The following is a 16,383-nucleotide window of genomic DNA, read 5'->3' on the forward strand; positions in this document are numbered from 1 at the left end:
TAAACCACACCCATTGCCCAAGCGCCGCGACCGATCAGGAAGGGTTCGATTGTGAGCCGAGACGGAGCCGGAAACGCAGTACTTGAACCGCTGCCCGCGACCGCAGTGACGGCCCAGGAGGCCCGGGACCACATGAAGGTCCTTGAACAGATTGTCACCCGTGCCGGCTTCGACAAGAAGATTGCGGTCACCGTCCGGTGCTACAACAACGAGCTCATGACCCGGGAATAGGCGCGGGAACTCTTCCACCTCATCACCGAGGAGTACGGCGTTCCCAAAGCCCGCTTCATCTCGCCCACGCTGGACGGCGCAGCACACCTCTTCGACGCCGCAGAGGACAAGACGAGCCGCAAGTCCGGCTGCAAGCTTGCCGTGCCCCTGCCAAACGGCTAGACCGACACCATCAGTGTCGGCCGCCGCACCACATGCACGGGCTACACAAAGGGCAGACTATCTAGCTCAATGACGGAGACCTCGTCTGGTAATCGGGACGAGGGTCTGCTTCTGCAGGGTTGTGTAGCCAGTCGGATAGAGCATCCCCTCCTAAAGGGAAGGTCACTGGTTCGATTCCAGTCCAGGGCTCGAGAGCTCAGGTTGCTCGCTTGCGGGCTACTCCTAAGTCTTCCATTCTTTGTCCGAGCTGGTTGAGACCCATCTCGAAATGGTCCGTGAGGTCAGCGATCCGGGCGTATCCGCGGAGGCCAATCCATAGAAGGGACGGCATGAGGACGTCGTACCGACGTGTTCCGGGTCTGGGACTGGTACTTAGGCTCCAGGTCAAACCGTCCTTGGATTGTTGTCTGTAGTTCGCCGAACTTTGTAGCGAAGGGTGGGACTCCTGGGTTTCGGCGAGCCATATCTGATAGAGCCCTGCGAATTGCTCGGGATCATCGACAACGACAGCAGCCAACTGCATGAACCGGTCCAGCTGTTTGAAGTCCTCACCCGCCTCATCCTGCAGATCCTTGATTTGGTTCCTCTGGTCATCAGTGAGTGGCCAGCCGGCCTCAGCGGCTTTCAAGGTGTTTTGCAACGACCAGCTACGCATCCGGACCAGGATCTCCACGAATTCTTGCCGGCCTTTATCCGCCGCCCAGGGCAGTCGGATGGCATGCTCCACGACAGAGCGTGCCAGCGGGGCCGCCTCATTGCCGTACCCGGACTTTTCAAGCTCTATCACTGCTTCTGCTGTGCGCTTGACCCGAATGAGCCAACCCCAGGCCACGGCGATGGCATGAGCTTCAGCCTGGTCCTTCCTAGTCCATTCACCGGCAGGCCGGCGAGGAGGCGAAGGTGCTCTGTCAATCAGGGCTGCGAGGTCGCGGAAGATGGTCCCCCAGTCGTCAATTCCCTGCTGCTTGGTGTTCATGAACTAACGGTCACCCATTGACGGGGCGTTCTTAGCTATCCGACACGCCCGCACCATGGTCTACCCGTCAGCAGCTGGACCGCATAGGACTATCGAACACCCAGCGAAAACCCCCACATGCCCACGGTACCCTGGGGCGCCTTGGCGCTCGGGCCAACGGGATGTAGCGCAGGTAGCGCACCTGGCTGGGGGCCAGGGGGTCGCAGGTTCAAATCCTGTCATCCCGGCGGGATCTCGATTCGGGGCTGTTAGTCTTCCCAACGGTTCTTGTCCGTCCACCGGACCCGCGGGTTGGCGGCCTCCTCGGCCTGCTCCTGGGCGTCGTCCCAAGCGTCCTTGAAGAACAGCCCAATTGACCCGACAAGAATGGCTCCCAGCACTGCCCACGTTGTCTTCTCGACGTTGTCCATTTCTTCCCCCATCAATCGACGATCCATCGATCATAGCGGTGCCCGCTGCGGTGCGATGGAAGCAGTCGGCGGACTGGGCTGGCACCAGGTTCACCGCGGGCCTTCATGGAGGGTCCGCCCATTCGGCCTCTTAGCTCAGTTGGTAGAGCGTGCGACTGAAAATCGCAAGGTCCCCAGTTCGATCCTGGGAGTAGCCGCGGGGGAGTAGCGTCCCTTCTTGTTCGCCGCTATGAGTCGAAACAGCGGTCGTGCTGCGCCGGTGCGGATATACGGCGTCCAATACCGATGAGGGAGAACCTGCCAAGGCATGCTGGCGTCCACGGGCACGAGAGCGCGGGCAGGTGTCGGGCCCTGCTAAGGCCCCAACCCTGCACCTGTAGGCGTGGTGCAGGAGGAACGCAGCAGTCTGCCAGTCTGCGGTCGCGGGTTCGAGGCCCGTCGCCGACTGGAAGTTACAAATGCCATCGAGGCCCTGAAGGTAGGGCGCCTGTCTCCCACCCAGGAGGTAGCGGGTTCGAGCCCCGTCGCCGGATCGAAGGCGCCCAATGCGCCGTCACGCCTCCATAGCTCAGCTAATAGAGCAACGGCCTTCTAATCCGCGTGTCGCGGGTTTGAATCCCGCCGGGGGCACTAGTTCTGCGCCCGTTGCTTGCGCAGCTGTTCCGTTCTGTGGCGCTCCATCGCCGCCGCCCGGATGACATCGTCTGGCTCCAGCCGGGTTCCCCGGAAGCCGTCCATGAGGTCGCCCAGGTAGATGAACGGTAATCCGTCGGTCGGGTCGCCCTTCCTGACGACCTTCTCCTCGATCAGCGCCTGCAGTCGTACCGGGTCGATCACAGACCCTGCCGTCCCGGCTTCGATGTCCTTGATGTAGACGAACGCCGGCCCGGGGGAGTGCACAGCCCGCCGGACGGTGTTCATCTGGATCCAGGTGTCCAGCTTGGACGGGTCGATCTGCTTGTCGGAGGGGATCCTGATCGTCATGCCATGACGCTATCGGAGCACCGGCTAGGTTTCCTGGTGGACGCGCTGTGACGGCTTCACGGCTGCCCGATTTGCCCGCTGTTGAGATGATGAACGTCGATAACGGACACGAGAGAAGGACGGCCATGGCCGAGCACAACGATGGCCCGGAGCGGCTGAGCACCGACGAGCTGGTCAACCTGATCGATGAGATCGCAGCAGGCCGCGGTTCCACGCTGGTTCCTGAGCGGGAGCCGGCCGATGACCCGTACTGGCCGTCCGCGGATTACTCTCCCAAGCCGTCTTTGGAGGAGATCAGGGCACAGATCAGACGGGAGCAGGAAGCGGTGGACTCCCGGCTGCGGTCCGGCCAGGACGTCTTCTTCATCACCGCCAGCGGCATCCGGCGCGTCCACAAGCCTGACTGCGACCACGTCAGGCACACCGTGGACCGGAGCGAGTCCTGGGATCTGGTGCTGCAGAACTACGACACCCTCCGGCCTGCCGACCTCGGCATGGTCTACCGGATGCCTCATGTACTGACTCGGCCGGAAGTCGAGGCCCTGAACAGCTACGTCACCTGCCAGGCGTGCGTGCCCGCTCTGGATCACCAGCGGAAGAAATTCAGTTTCCCGGTTCAGTCCATGCTTGCCCTGAGCTTTGGCCAGCACCACGTCGGCCGGGCAGTCTTCACTGAGGACGGCGAGGAGCTCGGTGCCCTGGTCAGCCACCAGCGGATCGTCGCCGCGGAGGGCATCCGGAGCATCACCAGGACGACCGAACAGACGCTTGAAGGCGACGGCACGGAGAAGTACGTGGTGGCGCCCAAGGACGCGGTCTAGCCCGACGGAAAGGCTTTCCGTGCTGCCGCACAAGCTAAGGGTGGGTGCGCAGGGCTTCAGGCCCGAACGGTTTCCATGCCTGGAGCTGGCACCTAAGGAACTCCATCGCAGTGGTCGTCACGGTCATCGACTTGCCGTCGCCTGGTTGGCCGCTTCTGAGAGCCTTACCGTATCGGCCGCGAAGGGTTTGTAGGCCGCGGCGGTCGCGCCGATGATGGTTACGCTTGGGCTTTCCATTGATACGCCAGAGGCACCGGTGCCGGTTCCCGGGTTCCCGGGACCGTGATCAGGCTTGAGCCGACCCGCGCCGTGCCGGTGGTCGTTGAAGCGGCAGCCGACAGTGGTGCGGCCGCGACCGCCGTGGTGGCGGCCGAGGTCCCGGCCGTGCTGGGTCACCCGGCCTTGCTCCCGATTACTCTCAGAGTGACGGCCTTGCCAAGGAGCTGAACAGGAAGCGCTACATAAACGGTTCCCGTGCCGTGAAGCAGGGCGGCCGTCGCAGTCGCCTATTTCTAGGTGTCAGAAAGGCGCCTTCCCGCGCGTCCAACTACGGTTCCAGTTGCCCGCATGCCCTGTGGCCTGAAAATCATTTATTTCAACGTTTGAGAAGGGGTTGTCAAGGTAGCGGACGTCACCGCCACTGAAGTGACCTGAATCAAGCCGAACGAGAGCAAGACGATAATGGGGTTTAGCGTTCTTTCCTGTAACAACCTCATTGTGTGTGACCCAGAAATCGGCCGCTTCAGCAACCTGTGCCACGACCTTAATGCGGTAGGTCTGACCGGACACAGGGTCGGTCGACAGGATGTCGTAGCCATGAGTGTTGCTCGCTTGCAGTTCCGGGACTCGACCAATTGCCTGCTCCTGTGCGAGCACAACTTCAATGCTGCGACGCTGAACAAACGTTGATGGCACCCCGCTCATCGGCCTGTCATCGATAGCGACATCGGAATCAAGCATCGCAGCAGGAAGGACAAGCGCCGCTGTGACGATTAGCGGCGATTTGGTGGACATTTTGCCCTGCTGGTCGATGAGTTCGAGCCGACGGTCGAGTCGCGTTTGCAGGTCCGTCGCCTTTCGGCTCAAGCTCTCCGAGGACTCTTTCAGCTTCTCCCCAAGGTTCTCCCGCTCGGCTGCGGCAACCGCCTCCGAGAGAAGTCGCTCAATCTCATATTTGAGACGTGCCTCGACCAACCCGCGCTGTTTGTCGAGTTCAGCCGATCGCCGAGGCTGGATAGCAGCAAGGTAGCTCGGCAATTCGTTCTCGATAATCCAGCTCACGGCATTTGATTCTGCACTGTGTAACCACGGAAGTGCCTTCGCCTGGCGAACGGAGGCAACGTCAGGCGCCGACATACAGTCAAGGTAGGGAGCCGGACCGGCGTCGTTGACTGCGCCGTCCTCACTCACATAGGCGTAACCGAATCTGCGCGCGACCGAAGCACCCAACGAGTCGACGATTTCTTCGACAACGCCCACCAGTAGGCAGGGCGACTGAAGTCTTGAGGAGACAAGCACGGTGCCCCGGTTGAGGACTCCGGCCAGAGTGGTAACCGCATGGTCCATCACCGAATCATGGAGAGGGTGACCTGGTGCCAGCAAGTCCGCGCTGGTTCCCTCGTCATCGTGTACGAGGCCTAGATCGAAAGTCACGCGTTCATATCTCGTGGCGACCGGGCCGTACTTGCCGTTGCGAAGCGTGGACGGCACATGGCCGATCTCGAAGCGGCCCTTCTCCCGCCTCACTATTTTGCCGCCGAATCGAGTGAAGGCCTCCTTAAAGGCCAGCTCGATGTAATGAGGCTGAAGACGACGAGCACGAGCTTCATCCATCGACGCTCGGAGGCTCGCAAGATCGGCATCCGACAGGTGCTCGTTGGCTAAGGCGCGTTCGTTGAGCAGTTCTTGCAACCCCTCGGCCACGCTTCGGTCGATAACCTGGTGCATGCGTGCCTTGGTTTCAGGGAGTTCACCGTAGCGAATCGCCTCGATCAGCAGTTCCCGAAGGGGCGTATCCGCAAAAGCCGTACCCAGGACATCGAAAACATTGCCACCGTAGGCTCTCCGCTGCTCCTCGATCTTGTTAAGCAGCGCTGTGAAGACTTCGCCCTCCCGCGTATTAGCGGCTACGAGGTTCCATAGCCGGCAAACCTCAGTCTGCCCGATTCGATGAATACGCCCGAAGCGCTGCTCGATGCGGTTTGGATTCCAAGGCAAGTCATAATTGACCATCAGATGTGCGGCTTGGAGATTCAAACCCTCGCCCGCTGCGTCCGTTGCCAACATTATCTGGCAGTCCGGATTCTTAGTGAACTCCTCGGTTATGGCACGGCGATCGTTTCTGCGAACGCCACCATGGATCGCGACGACAGCCTTCGGGCGGCCAATCAGGTGCGTGATGCGCTCCATGAGGTAGTTCAGGGTGTCTCGGTGCTCCGTGAAGATAATGAGCTTGCGTGGCTTCCCACTGGAATCCAGCGGCATGACGTTGTCTTCAAGGATCAATCGAAGCTCTGACCACTTCTTGTCCTCCCCGCGGTCGCGTACTTCCCTCGCGACCTCCGCTAGTGACGTAAGCTCTTGGATCTCTGATTCCAGCTCGGCGATCGTTTCTGCGGCCGTGGCAGCGTCAACTACGTTCTCTTCGAACTCCTCAAGATCTTCGGCGGACACCTCGACGATATCCATGTCCGAAGTAATGTACTTGTAGCGCTCGGGTCTGAGGACATCGCGATCCTCGCGATAGGTGCCGTTCTCAATGCCACGCTTAGTGACGTCCAGTCGCTGCGCGCGACGAACCAGACTACGGTGAATAGCCTCTGGGCTCGAAGCAAGCCTCCGTTGCAAAACAGTCAACGCGAAACCGACGGTGTTACGACGTTTGCCATCGAGCTTGGCTGCTCGGTTCATGCCGTTACGAACGTAGTCGGTTACCTGCTGGTAAAGGTCATTCTCCAGCTCAGTGAGCTCATAGGGGATAGACTCGGCAATTCTTTCCGGAAAGAGCTTGCGACCCTCAAACGTTAGAAGATCTTCCTTAACCATTCGGCGCATGACGTCACTCGTGTCGACGGAGACGCCGTTCTTACCGGCGAAGCGGTCCTTATCGAGCAAACTCAGAAAAAGTTGAAAGTCTTCCTCTTTACCGGAGTGTGGCGTCGCGGTCATGAGGAGGAAGTGCCGAGATACCTCGCCGACCAGCTCACCGAGTTGGAACCGTTTAGTTTTTTCCAACTTGTTGCCGAAGTAGTGCGCACCCATTCGATGCGCCTCGTCGACGATCGCTAAGTCCCAGTGGCTATTCCGTAGCCGCTGCTGGAGGTCCTCGTTGCGTGCGAGCTGGTCCATGCGCGCGATAAGCAGATGATGATTTTCAAAGATGTCGTTGCCCAGGCTTGTATCAACCATCTGCGTCGTGAGGATCTCGAATGACAGACCGAATTTGAAGAACAGCTCGTCCTGCCACTGTTCAACTAGACCGCCTGGAGCGACTATGAGACACCGTCGAACGTCTTCACGAAGGATCAGCTCCTTGATAAAGAGTCCCGCCATGATCGTTTTCCCTGCGCCCGGGTCGTCCGCCAACAGGAATCGCAAGGGGGTGCGGGGCAACAACTCGCCGTAGACGGCACGGATCTGGTGAGGAAGCGGCTGAACATTACTCGTCGCGACGGCGAGCATTGGATCATACAGCCCCGCGAGCTTAATTCTCTGTGCCTCAGCGACGGTTTTGAAGTCGATGGAAGAAGCATCGAATGGCCGGCTTCCCGAAGTTGAGATTGCAAGCGAATCCTCGTCACGCCGGAACATCACGCGCTGTCCTAAGCCACCCGACGATGTCTTGTACGTCAACTCAACTGCGTCCTGACCATGAGGCTGACCGAAAATCACCTGCACTACTTCATGAGGCACGACGCCAGTAATCTGCAGGCCCGGCGCCAAGTCCTCTAACTTCAATTGATTTCCTCCAGCTTCGCGTAGGATGCTATCCAGCCGGCCCACTTCGCGTCGGACCTACAACCATCTTGAAGAATACTGCCAAGGGGGCTCGATGAAGCGCGCCGAGCGCCAACAGTTAAGCGTGCTCATCGAACAAGTGCGGGGTTGGATCCAGACAGTCGAAGAAATCCGGCAACTCGCTGCGCACTTACCGCTTTCAGGCCCAGCTAACATAGCGGACGATGACTGGACTCGCTTGCTCAGGGTTGAGGAGGCAGCTGAGTCCGGCGATCCCGACGAAGCCGACCGTCTGACACAGACAACCTGGCTCCCGAGTGGTAAGAGACTCCGACCCGCGCATGACGCCGCTGCCCGACTTGCTCACTTCCGGGATTGGTACTGTTCGATCGGCGCCCCACAACGTCTCGAGCAACTCCAGAATGAACTGACAGTACGCGGAGTCGCTGAACGCGACGACCTCGCCGACGTTCTGAGCTCCCTAAGCACAACGGGAAATAAGGCGTCACAGATGCTCGATGAGGCCTCTCATCTGCCAATCACCCGAGACCGGGCCCTCGGAGATGACGAACGTAGTGCTGGGCTAGCACTCATCGACCTTCTTAATGAGCACCACGATGAGTCGATGAAGCTTCTCGATCCGTCCTGGTGCGCGGCAGGCGCCTGCGCTAAGGCCCACGCGTCCACCAACGTTCTCCACGAAGCGCAGATCATCGGACGCAAGGTCGGGACTGCAGAGCGAATAAGTGCTGCCGCGACCCGCGTGTCAGCTCAACTTTCGCGTGAGCGCTCCCGACTGCCTCAGATCTTTAGTGATTTGGCCACCTGGAGAGCTGCCGCACAGCAGGCCGAGTTCGCCGCGGAGCACATGCCAATCAATCCTGCAGTGGTGCTGTCGGAGTCTGAATCGAACGCCATACAGACTCTCTTCCAAACCTACGATACAGATGCTGGTATATCTAACATTGTTGCAGCGGAGATGAGTTGCAGCAGCAAGTCGTGCTCGCAGACCCACGAAGCAACAGCACGACTGGCAGCTTTGCACACCTCACTCACCGCGCACGGAACGAATCACCCCATCCTCAGCGTGGCCGAACGGCTCCAGGCAGAGCGATCAGATGAGTGGCAGCGACTTCGCGAGGCATTGGATGACCTGGAGGACTGGGATAGGTCAGCATCACTCGTTTTGCGCTGCTCCGCACATCTGCCCCTAACGAGGACATACGCTCTTACCGAAGGAGCGCGAACGGCGGCGGCCACCATTCGAGAAATCGTAGCTGAACACAGTGCTAAGGTACGTCAGCTACTTGACCCCACCTCCTGTGAATCTGGCTACTGCGGTGGCCTTCACCGAGCCGGTTCGCTCTTGAATGAGGCATATCTGGATTTGCTCACATCGGGCGGCGGGCAAGCAGTAGTGGCGGCCAGCGCCTGCATGCACGAACAGATGAAGGATGAGCGGGCGCGACTGCGCACCGCTTTAGATGACGTTGAAGAGTGGGGGATGGCAGCGTCACTCGCGATGATCGACGCCGAACATCTGCCTCTGACACGGACCGGCGCTCTCTCGGAAATCGAACGGACTGCTGCGGCGAGGGTCCAAGACCTCAGCGAGACGCATAGCCCGGAAGCTCGACGCCTCCTCGACCCGAGCTCATGCGATGCGGACAGCTGCCAAGGTGCCCATGAATCTGCGTCTCTGCTACATCAGGTTCATGCGGATCTGTTGGCATCGGGCGAGGGGCAAGCAGTCGTAGCGGCCTGCGATCGGGTAGGGAATCTGCTTAAGGAGGAGCGCGAGAAGGTCGCAGTTCTCCACCAGGATGTCCTACGTTGGCCGGAATTGGTCCAACAAATTCAAGCAACTCGCGAGGATGCATTGGTTAACGCAAAAGCCATCGTCCAGCAACTGATTGAGGACTCGGCCTCCATCAAGATCAGCCGCACAGCCATGAGGTTGCTCCCACTGCGCGAGAGCAGTCAAGTCTTGGTTGCCAGCCTCTCCGTGCTTCGGGACGCCGCGCTCACTCAAAAAGACAACGAGTTCCTGACTGAAACCGCAGCGCTGGCTAGCCGGGTCGCCGCGGTGGTTGGTGACGGCTTTGACTTCGAATGGGAATGCGAGGCTGGAGGAAAATGTGAGCGTGCCCACCAAGTTATCCGGGAAGCCTATGAGACCGCCAACTTCGTCAAAGCGCAGCTGGCCCGACTGACTGTCAACCTCCAGGACATGCCGACTGACCCCAGTCAGTTACTCGATCCCTCCCTTGGGCTGAAAGCCTACCTGCCCGCGAATTACACGATCGCCGAGACTCTCCCTTCTAACTTACTGAAGGGCGCGTGGGGGAAGCTCCCGCTCATCACCAACGCAGAGAACGCCGCGAAAGAGGCAGCAACTGAGGCACGTGCAGCGGCCGACAAAGTCCGAGCTGGAGACGTTTCTGATGCGCTGAAGGCGATGGATCTCGAAGTCCTACGCAAAGCAGCTCCGCAGCGGCAGCTTCGGACAGCTCCGTTGCAAGATTACGATCTGCACAACGTTTGGGACGTTCTGCGCTTCCAAGACGATTATTCACTGAAATCCTTGCCCGGTCTTGGCGAAGCCTCCGCGCGGCCTATCGCTCAGGCGTCACTGCGTCTTTTCGAGGCTGTGCGAGAGGAGACCCCCGTCCGTATCGACGTAAAGCGGAAGGGAAAGGCTACTACCGCGCTATTAGAGTCGCTCGCGCGCTGGGACAGCGCACGGAAGTTCAGCCCGACTGAGGACGAAGTGGCGGTGGCTAGGGGTCTATCTCGACTCATCAAGAAGAAGAGCAACTCTACGCCCCTCGGGGTTCTGGTGATCAATAAAGGGAAGATTCATAAAGGCCGCCCCGCCGTTTCAGATGTGTTGAATGACGCGTTGAATCGCATCGTTCCTCCTCTCAGTACTGCGAGCATTTGGACCGATTTCCTCTCCCGACCAGCTGATTATTTCGGCATGCTCACTGAACTTGGATTCATGACCGAGGATGAGAAGAGCATGCACGGCGATCTCCCGGAAGAGATCGTTGAAGCAGTGCGCGCCAAGGAACTTAAACGGGACTACCTCACCGCCTCGCTTCGCGCTTATCAGAGCTTCGGTGCGCGATTCGCCCTCGTGCAAGAAAAGGTGATCATCGGAGACGAGATGGGGCTGGGTAAGACAGTTGAAGCCCTTGCCGTTCTCGCCCATCTCCGTGCGCGCGGTCAGTCGCATTTCCTCGTCGTCTGTCCGGCCGCGGTCGTTAGTAACTGGACTCGCGAGACAGTAAAGCACACCAAGTTGAAGGCCTTACGCCTCCACGGCGCGTTATGGGAGCGAAACCACGCGGCAAAGGCGTGGGTAAAGAACGGCGGCGTCGCCGTCACCACATATGATCTCCTGCCGTGGATAGAGGGGTACTTGAGCGGAGTCGATCTGGGGTGCGTCATTCTCGATGAGGCGCACTACATCAAGAATCCCAGGGCAAAGCGCTCGCTCGCCGCGGCGGAGATCATCAATTCCACGAAGTATGCAATCTTGATGACTGGCACGCCGTTGGAGAACAGTGTCGCCGAGTTCCGCAATCTGATCAGCTATATCCGCCCCGACCTCGCGGAGGAAGCGCCTGAATTTCTCGCCAAGGCTTTTCGCAAGCATGTCGCGCCAGCCTACCTACGCCGTAACCAGGAGGATGTGCTCACAGAGCTTCCCGAAGTGGTCGAGATAGACGAGTGGATGGGGATGTCGCACTCTGATGAGCTGGTTTACGGCCGAGCCGTAAGGGAAGGCCAGTTCATGTTAATGCGACGCGCCGCAATGATGTCGGAACAATCCATGAAGGTCAGCCGACTGCTAGAAATTGCAGAAGAAGCCGAAGCTAATGGCCGACGGATTATCGTCTTTTCATACTTCCGAGAAGTCCTGAACCAAGTCGCTCGACTACTACCCGGTCATGTCTTTGGCCCCCTCACAGGGTCCCTCGCTGCGGCGGATCGACAGAAGCTCGTTGATCGCTTCTCACAGGCCGGGCACGGCGCCGTCCTCGTTGCGCAGATAACCGCGGGCGGTGTCGGCTTGAACATCCAGTCGGCGTCGGTCGTTGTGATCTGCGAGCCGCAGATCAAACCTACGATGGAGTCGCAGGCGATCGCGAGAGCTCACCGCATGGGTCAGACCGACACCGTCCAGGTGCACCGTCTGCTTACGGAAGACAGCGTAGACGAGCGCATCCGCGACATTCTGAAAGACAAGAGGCAGCTCTTTGACGAGTTCGCTCGGGACAGTCTTATCGCGAAGCAGGCTCCCGACGCAGTTGACGTATCTGAGGTCGAGCTTGCACGACTTGTGGTGGCAGCGGAGCGTGAAAGACTATCTATTGTGGCAGGGTGAACTTCGATGACTGCTGTCCCGGCCCTTAGCCCGGCTCAGCGTCCTTGCCATTGCCCTGGAGCTCGGGCGCAGCCCGTCAACCGTAAGGAGAGAGATCCGTCGCGGACAGCCCAGCGCACTGGAAAGATCGCCGGCAACCCGGAGTTGCGGGACTTCGTCCGGGAGGGGCGGCATTGGACCCCTGGTGAAGAATACCCGGAGGGACAGAGGCGATAGCCAACTAGGGATTTCTATGTGAGGAGAATTGTCGAGAGACTATTGGGATGGTGTTGACATTGTCCACACTTTTCCCCTCGGATCCGCTAGTACAGGGTCTGGACTGGTTCGGATTCCCTATGTTTTCGCCGGTTCCCAGTGTTTGCAGGGCCTGGAATGTAGTTCGAGTCCCACCTCGGGCACAGTGTTTCCGCAGATCAGCGGCCTTCGGGCCGCTGCCAAGGCGCGCTTCAGATTCGTCCTGTTCAGCGGCCTTGTATGCGCCAGATGTCTGGTTCACTGCCGTCGTTTCTCTCGACCCAGGCAAGGAAGTCCGTGAGGGACATGAAGCTGTGGTAAACGAGGTAGCGAAATTTCTGATTCACATTTGAGTCGGTACGCGCTGTCACCGGATTCGTTACCTCGCTTGGGTTGTGCGGGGACGTTCCCGCGGCACGGTTCCCGTATGGTTCTTCCGGTGGCATGTAATCGTGCGCGTGCGCTGAGGGCGCTGCTTCAGACAGTGCTGTCGGCGGAGCGGTAACTTCGCCTGCCCGTCCCGTTCCCTTTGGTTCAATGGCTCGTCGTTTACCGTGTTGTCCGTTCACAGTTCACCCCGTTCGATCCAGCGGGTCGTTTATTTCCCCTGCTGTTCCATGCGACTTTTCGGGCATCGGACATGACTGACGGGCTGGGCAGCGGAATTTCTCAACTAGGCATGTGGCCGTGATAACCGAGGGTGCTTGGCACATGGGACGCAAGTCCTGCCGAGGAATGCTTGGGAATCAAATGGAGCCCGGGTCATCGTTATCGGTGCACTTGGCCGATAAAGTGAATTTTTGAAACTTGAGGATGGGGAGACAGGCTCGTGAGAAGCACGCGGCCGCTGACGTTTCGCGATCGAGGGCGACTCGTTGCGTTGCCTGTAAAGTGGCCGGCAAGCTCTTCTGCTACGTCGCGCTCGTCTATGGCGTGCTCCGGCGCCAGCACCATCAGGAAAGCAGAGGAATCCTCATCTGTGGCACCAAAAAGACAGCCTCGTCCGGTGCAGCCTGGGACGATCCACTTTGCCAACGGACCTCGTCGCCTGGATCTGCCACACGCGGTACGGACTCCCAAAAAGCAAACGCTCCCGAGCAACAACTCAAAAGCGTAAGTGTCAAGCAAGGAAGTAGTGGAACCCATCACGCCCGTGGAGTCGTGCGGGTCAGTCGCCCAGTGAAGCCATTTCCCAGTTAGGACCAATGATCATCCGTCGGCGTTCGTCCGCGTTGGCCGCCTACGTAGGGATGCCGGAGTGGCCGGGGCTCCCTGTCCGCGCGAACCTGGTCCAGGCCAAGGCCATGTTCCGCGACGCTTTGTGCCGGGACTCTGCGGTTCCGGCAAACACGGCACGGTCCACATTGTTGAATGCAAAAGGCAGATCCAGACTATGGGCGGCGCCGAGCAGTCCGTCCAGAACGTTGCTCGTGCGGGCGAATTCGTACAGGAAAACGGGTGCGCTCTGCCTCGCTTTGATCTCAGCCATGGCCAGCGCGGCTGCGGCGAACGTGCGGCTGTTCACGACGCGCGCGTCCTGGAGGCGCACCGGCTCAGTTGGATGCTCCGCCATGACCTCCTGCAGCAGCAAGACGCCGTCCGCGCCGAAGTTGGCTTGCGCGAGCTCTATTGCCGTGGGCTCGGTCAGCGCCGGGAAGGGCGGGCCTGCCGCCATCAGCAGGCCTGGACCGGCCTGCTTCTGCTCACCCCCGATGACCGCACCTCGCACCTCGGCCGCCGCTCCCAAGTCATCGATCAACCCGACGGTATGAAGATAGTCTTCGAAACCGGCGAATGCCTGCTCCAAGCCAGGCAAGGTGTTCTTGAATTGGAGGCACGGGCCGATATCGTCCCCGACTTGGAAACCGTTCAACGGGTCATCGCGGTCCACCTTGAAAGATTCGGGCAACGCAACGAGCTGCATGTCGAATGGCATCGTGCGTAGGTTCGTTGACCGTGTCTGCCGTTCCGGGCAAGGCAAGCTCATGCTGGCTTGACCCGACCCCTCCCGGAGTCGCCAAGAGAAAACACCAGCTGTAGGAACGTTCGTTTGGTACGCCTGAGCTTCGCAGAGCAGCTGACCAGATGCCTGTCCCACTGCCGAAGTGGGACACCTCTGACGGTTTGTATCTGGGCAGCAAGTTCGAAACGGGTGGGGCGCCTTTGCAATCGCCCCACCCGTCAAGGTTATAGTCCGATCGAAGCCAGCGGCAGGGTAGCCGTTGGCCTCTCTGCGCCTGCGGCCTCGTGAGCGGCCTGTACAGCTGCGAGGGACCTACCGGCGTCAGCGACACTGACGACAGGAGCGGCGAGCCCGCGGGCAACATCGATGAAGTGGGCGAGTTGGTTGTCGAGTGCCCCGCCACGTGGACGGTCCAGGGATTGCCTGAGGAGCGGCGAGTGCCAGTCGCTTTGGTCCGGATAGGTCCAAAGGTCGAGCTGTGGGATGGATATCGAGCCCTTTGTTCCGGCTATCAGGTAGCAGGGCGCATCCGGTTGCTGGGCGAACTGGGGATCATCGCCTGAGTTTTGGTCCCAGCCCCATGGTGCTGCGGCCGTATCGGAACCTATGAGGGTGCCGATGGCTCCGGTGTCAAACTGGAGCAGCAGTCCTGCCGTGTCTTCGACCTCGAAGCCTCTCACCCGGTTGCTTGTCACAGCTTGGATGCCGGATATCTCGCCGATCAGATAGCGAAGTATGTCGAGGTCATGGACAAGGTTGATGAGCATTACGCCGGCACCCGGGACGCGCCGCCATGTGTCGAAGTAGTCCTTCGGTTTCATGGTCAGCCCCATCGCGGTCGACTGGGGAAAGGGCATCGAATATTCCGCGGCCTATGCGCCGGGAATGACAGTGTCGGCATGGCGATGGGCTACTTTCCATTGACCGTCTTCGCGGCGATATATCTGTGTGGCCCGCAGCGTGAAAGTGCGCGGTTCACCGTCCACGGAGGTCGAGATGTGTTCCAGGCCGGCCGTGTACGCCATGTCACCTGCGACGTCGTAGGCCTGCAATTCGAAGTCGTAGGAAATGCAGTCGGAGAAACTCTCTCCAAGAGCGGTGAAGAGCTGGTCCAGCTCATCGAGTCCAGCGGCGTTGCGCCAGGCCCCCAGAACGCTAACCGGTTCATTGCGGGACCATATCTCGCGGCGAGGGCCAGGGTCGCCGTTATGCAAGGCCAGCTCCGCTTCGTGTAATTCGGACCTGACCCAGGCCAGGAAGTCGCCACGGTCGCTCATGCTTCAGTATGCTCCTGGACCGGCACCTTCGGCATCGCCATCAATGGCTGCCCCAACCCATCGCAACCACGACGTGCGGCCAGAAACGGCCCCGGCCCGGCGGACCACGGACCGCCGCAGCGCCAGCTGTCCCGGAGACGCCAGTACCAAAGGCGGCGGGTCGAAGATCTCCCCGGCATGAGTGAGCACCTCAGAGTCGATGACGTCGGATTTGTTCTTGCCCATGATGGCCCCGCGCAGCCGTGAGGAGTGCCGGGCACCGATCATTTCCATCTGACCGCCGGCCCGTTCGACCGCGAGGGCCAGCGCCAGCCAGGTCATCGAGGTCGGTTCCACGACTGCTGTCAGCGGCGCCGGAACTGCGGCCAGCCGCTGCGAGAGTCTCTCCAGCCCGGCAAGTGTAGGGTCGACCGTGAAACGGCTCAGATGCTCGGTTCCGTCGTCGAAAAACTCCCGCACGGCGATATGGTGCCGTGCCGTGATGGCCGCGTCGATACCTGCCACTGCCCGCACGAGCCCGGCGGGTTTATCCTGATCCTGCATGATGGTTCTCCTCCTCGCATCGAATACGTGCGATGGGACAACCCGTCGTTGCCGGTCCACCAGCCGAGTCACCAGGCCGGGCATCCCACCAGGGAGAACCGTCATGCGCTAACTCCAGCGCCCGGCGGCGACCTCCCTCACACACCCGCAACTGCTGAGGAAGCGTCGGATACAGCTCCCGCGCTTGTGAGTCATCCGGTGCCTGCCCGGACGAAAACCGGTGCTGCGCACCGTTCTCCTCCGGCCACCAATTCCCTCAATCGGGTCTGCTTGGAAGACAGGCCGGGGGCGACGATCTCTTTCACGGGCCATGACGCCCAGCCGAAAACCGGAACCACCCCGGCCCCTCCCAAGGCCACCGTAAACGACGACCACCCACCACAACAGGGGGTACTTAAGAGATACAAGCGGCTTTGGCTGCAGCTCGGGAAA

The 16,383-nt window shown here is 60.0% G+C and carries 13 protein-coding genes and 3 tRNA genes; 8 read left to right on the forward strand and 8 right to left on the reverse strand.

Features of this window, described 5'->3' with window-relative positions:
- Window positions 1-51 precede the first annotated feature (51 nt).
- Window positions 52-231, forward strand: coding sequence for a hypothetical protein (locus tag LQV16_RS01775; RefSeq protein ID WP_229992227.1), 180 nt, complete (start codon window positions 52-54; stop codon window positions 229-231).
- 358 nt (window positions 232-589) lie between these two features.
- On the opposite strand, the gene LQV16_RS01780 is transcribed toward LQV16_RS01775, so the two are convergent.
- The gene (locus LQV16_RS01780) at window positions 590-1,369 is read right to left on the reverse strand and encodes a DUF5677 domain-containing protein (RefSeq protein WP_229992228.1); all 780 of its coding nucleotides are present in this window, start codon (window positions 1,367-1,369) and stop codon (window positions 590-592) included.
- 157 nt (window positions 1,370-1,526) lie between these two features.
- On the opposite strand from LQV16_RS01780, the gene LQV16_RS01785 reads away from it, so the two are divergent.
- A tRNA-Pro gene (locus LQV16_RS01785) sits at window positions 1,527-1,596 on the forward strand.
- 21 nt (window positions 1,597-1,617) lie between these two features.
- Here LQV16_RS01785 and LQV16_RS01790 read toward each other — a convergent pair.
- Window positions 1,618-1,791, reverse strand: coding sequence for a hypothetical protein (locus LQV16_RS01790; RefSeq protein WP_229992229.1), 174 nt, complete (start codon window positions 1,789-1,791; stop codon window positions 1,618-1,620).
- A gap of 364 nt (window positions 1,792-2,155) precedes the next feature.
- On the opposite strand from LQV16_RS01790, the gene LQV16_RS01795 reads away from it, so the two are divergent.
- Window positions 2,156-2,226 (forward strand) — tRNA-Gly (locus tag LQV16_RS01795).
- 21 nt (window positions 2,227-2,247) lie between these two features.
- Window positions 2,248-2,305 (forward strand) — tRNA-Gly (locus LQV16_RS01800).
- A gap of 104 nt (window positions 2,306-2,409) precedes the next feature.
- Here the strand turns inward: LQV16_RS01800 and LQV16_RS01805 are convergent.
- The gene (locus LQV16_RS01805) at window positions 2,410-2,763 is read right to left on the reverse strand and encodes a hypothetical protein (protein ID WP_229992230.1); all 354 of its coding nucleotides are present in this window, start codon (window positions 2,761-2,763) and stop codon (window positions 2,410-2,412) included.
- A gap of 125 nt (window positions 2,764-2,888) precedes the next feature.
- Here LQV16_RS01805 and LQV16_RS01810 point away from each other — a divergent pair, with 125 nt between their 5' ends.
- Window positions 2,889-3,584, forward strand: coding sequence for a hypothetical protein (locus LQV16_RS01810; protein ID WP_229992231.1), 696 nt, complete (start codon window positions 2,889-2,891; stop codon window positions 3,582-3,584).
- Between the two features lie 519 nt (window positions 3,585-4,103).
- Here the strand turns inward: LQV16_RS01810 and LQV16_RS01815 are convergent.
- Window positions 4,104-7,541: a helicase-related protein gene (locus LQV16_RS01815; RefSeq protein ID WP_229992232.1), complete on the reverse strand. Its 3,438-nt coding sequence runs from the start codon at window positions 7,539-7,541 to the stop codon at window positions 4,104-4,106.
- Between the two features lie 94 nt (window positions 7,542-7,635).
- Here LQV16_RS01815 and LQV16_RS01820 point away from each other — a divergent pair, with 94 nt between their 5' ends.
- Both LQV16_RS01820 and LQV16_RS23635 read left to right on the forward strand, forming a co-directional pair.
- Entirely contained in the window at window positions 7,636-11,934 is a 4,299-nt protein-coding gene (locus tag LQV16_RS01820) for a DEAD/DEAH box helicase (RefSeq protein ID WP_229992233.1), read from the forward strand.
- 13 nt (window positions 11,935-11,947) lie between these two features.
- Complete coding sequence (locus LQV16_RS23635) at window positions 11,948-12,172, forward strand: helix-turn-helix domain-containing protein (protein ID WP_356815652.1); 225 nt, start codon at window positions 11,948-11,950, stop codon at window positions 12,170-12,172.
- A gap of 1,236 nt (window positions 12,173-13,408) precedes the next feature.
- Here LQV16_RS23635 and LQV16_RS23640 read toward each other — a convergent pair.
- Window positions 13,409-13,843: a carboxylesterase family protein gene (locus tag LQV16_RS23640; protein ID WP_356815654.1), complete on the reverse strand. Its 435-nt coding sequence runs from the start codon at window positions 13,841-13,843 to the stop codon at window positions 13,409-13,411.
- Between the two features lie 93 nt (window positions 13,844-13,936).
- On the opposite strand from LQV16_RS23640, the gene LQV16_RS23645 reads away from it, so the two are divergent.
- Window positions 13,937-14,113 (forward strand): DUF2218 domain-containing protein, encoded by a 177-nt coding sequence (locus tag LQV16_RS23645; protein ID WP_356815645.1) that lies wholly within the window; start codon window positions 13,937-13,939, stop codon window positions 14,111-14,113.
- 242 nt (window positions 14,114-14,355) lie between these two features.
- Here LQV16_RS23645 and LQV16_RS01830 read toward each other — a convergent pair whose 3' ends face one another.
- The 3 genes from LQV16_RS01830 to LQV16_RS01840 are packed head-to-tail and all read right to left on the reverse strand — an operon-like array spanning window position 14,356 to window position 15,951.
- Window positions 14,356-14,988, reverse strand: coding sequence for a Gfo/Idh/MocA family oxidoreductase (locus tag LQV16_RS01830; RefSeq protein ID WP_229992235.1), 633 nt, complete (start codon window positions 14,986-14,988; stop codon window positions 14,356-14,358).
- Window positions 14,989-15,003: 15 nt separating this feature from the next.
- Entirely contained in the window at window positions 15,004-15,408 is a 405-nt protein-coding gene (locus tag LQV16_RS01835; RefSeq protein WP_229992236.1) for a nuclear transport factor 2 family protein, read from the reverse strand.
- Window positions 15,409-15,411: 3 nt separating this feature from the next.
- On the reverse strand, window positions 15,412-15,951 hold the full coding sequence (locus tag LQV16_RS01840) for a transposase (protein ID WP_229992237.1): 540 nt from the start codon (window positions 15,949-15,951) through the stop codon (window positions 15,412-15,414).
- Between the last annotated feature and the right edge of the window lie 432 nt (window positions 15,952-16,383).

The sequence above is a fragment of the Arthrobacter sp. Bi26 genome (genome assembly GCF_918697925.1).
GTDB lineage: Bacteria > Actinomycetota > Actinomycetes > Actinomycetales > Micrococcaceae > Arthrobacter.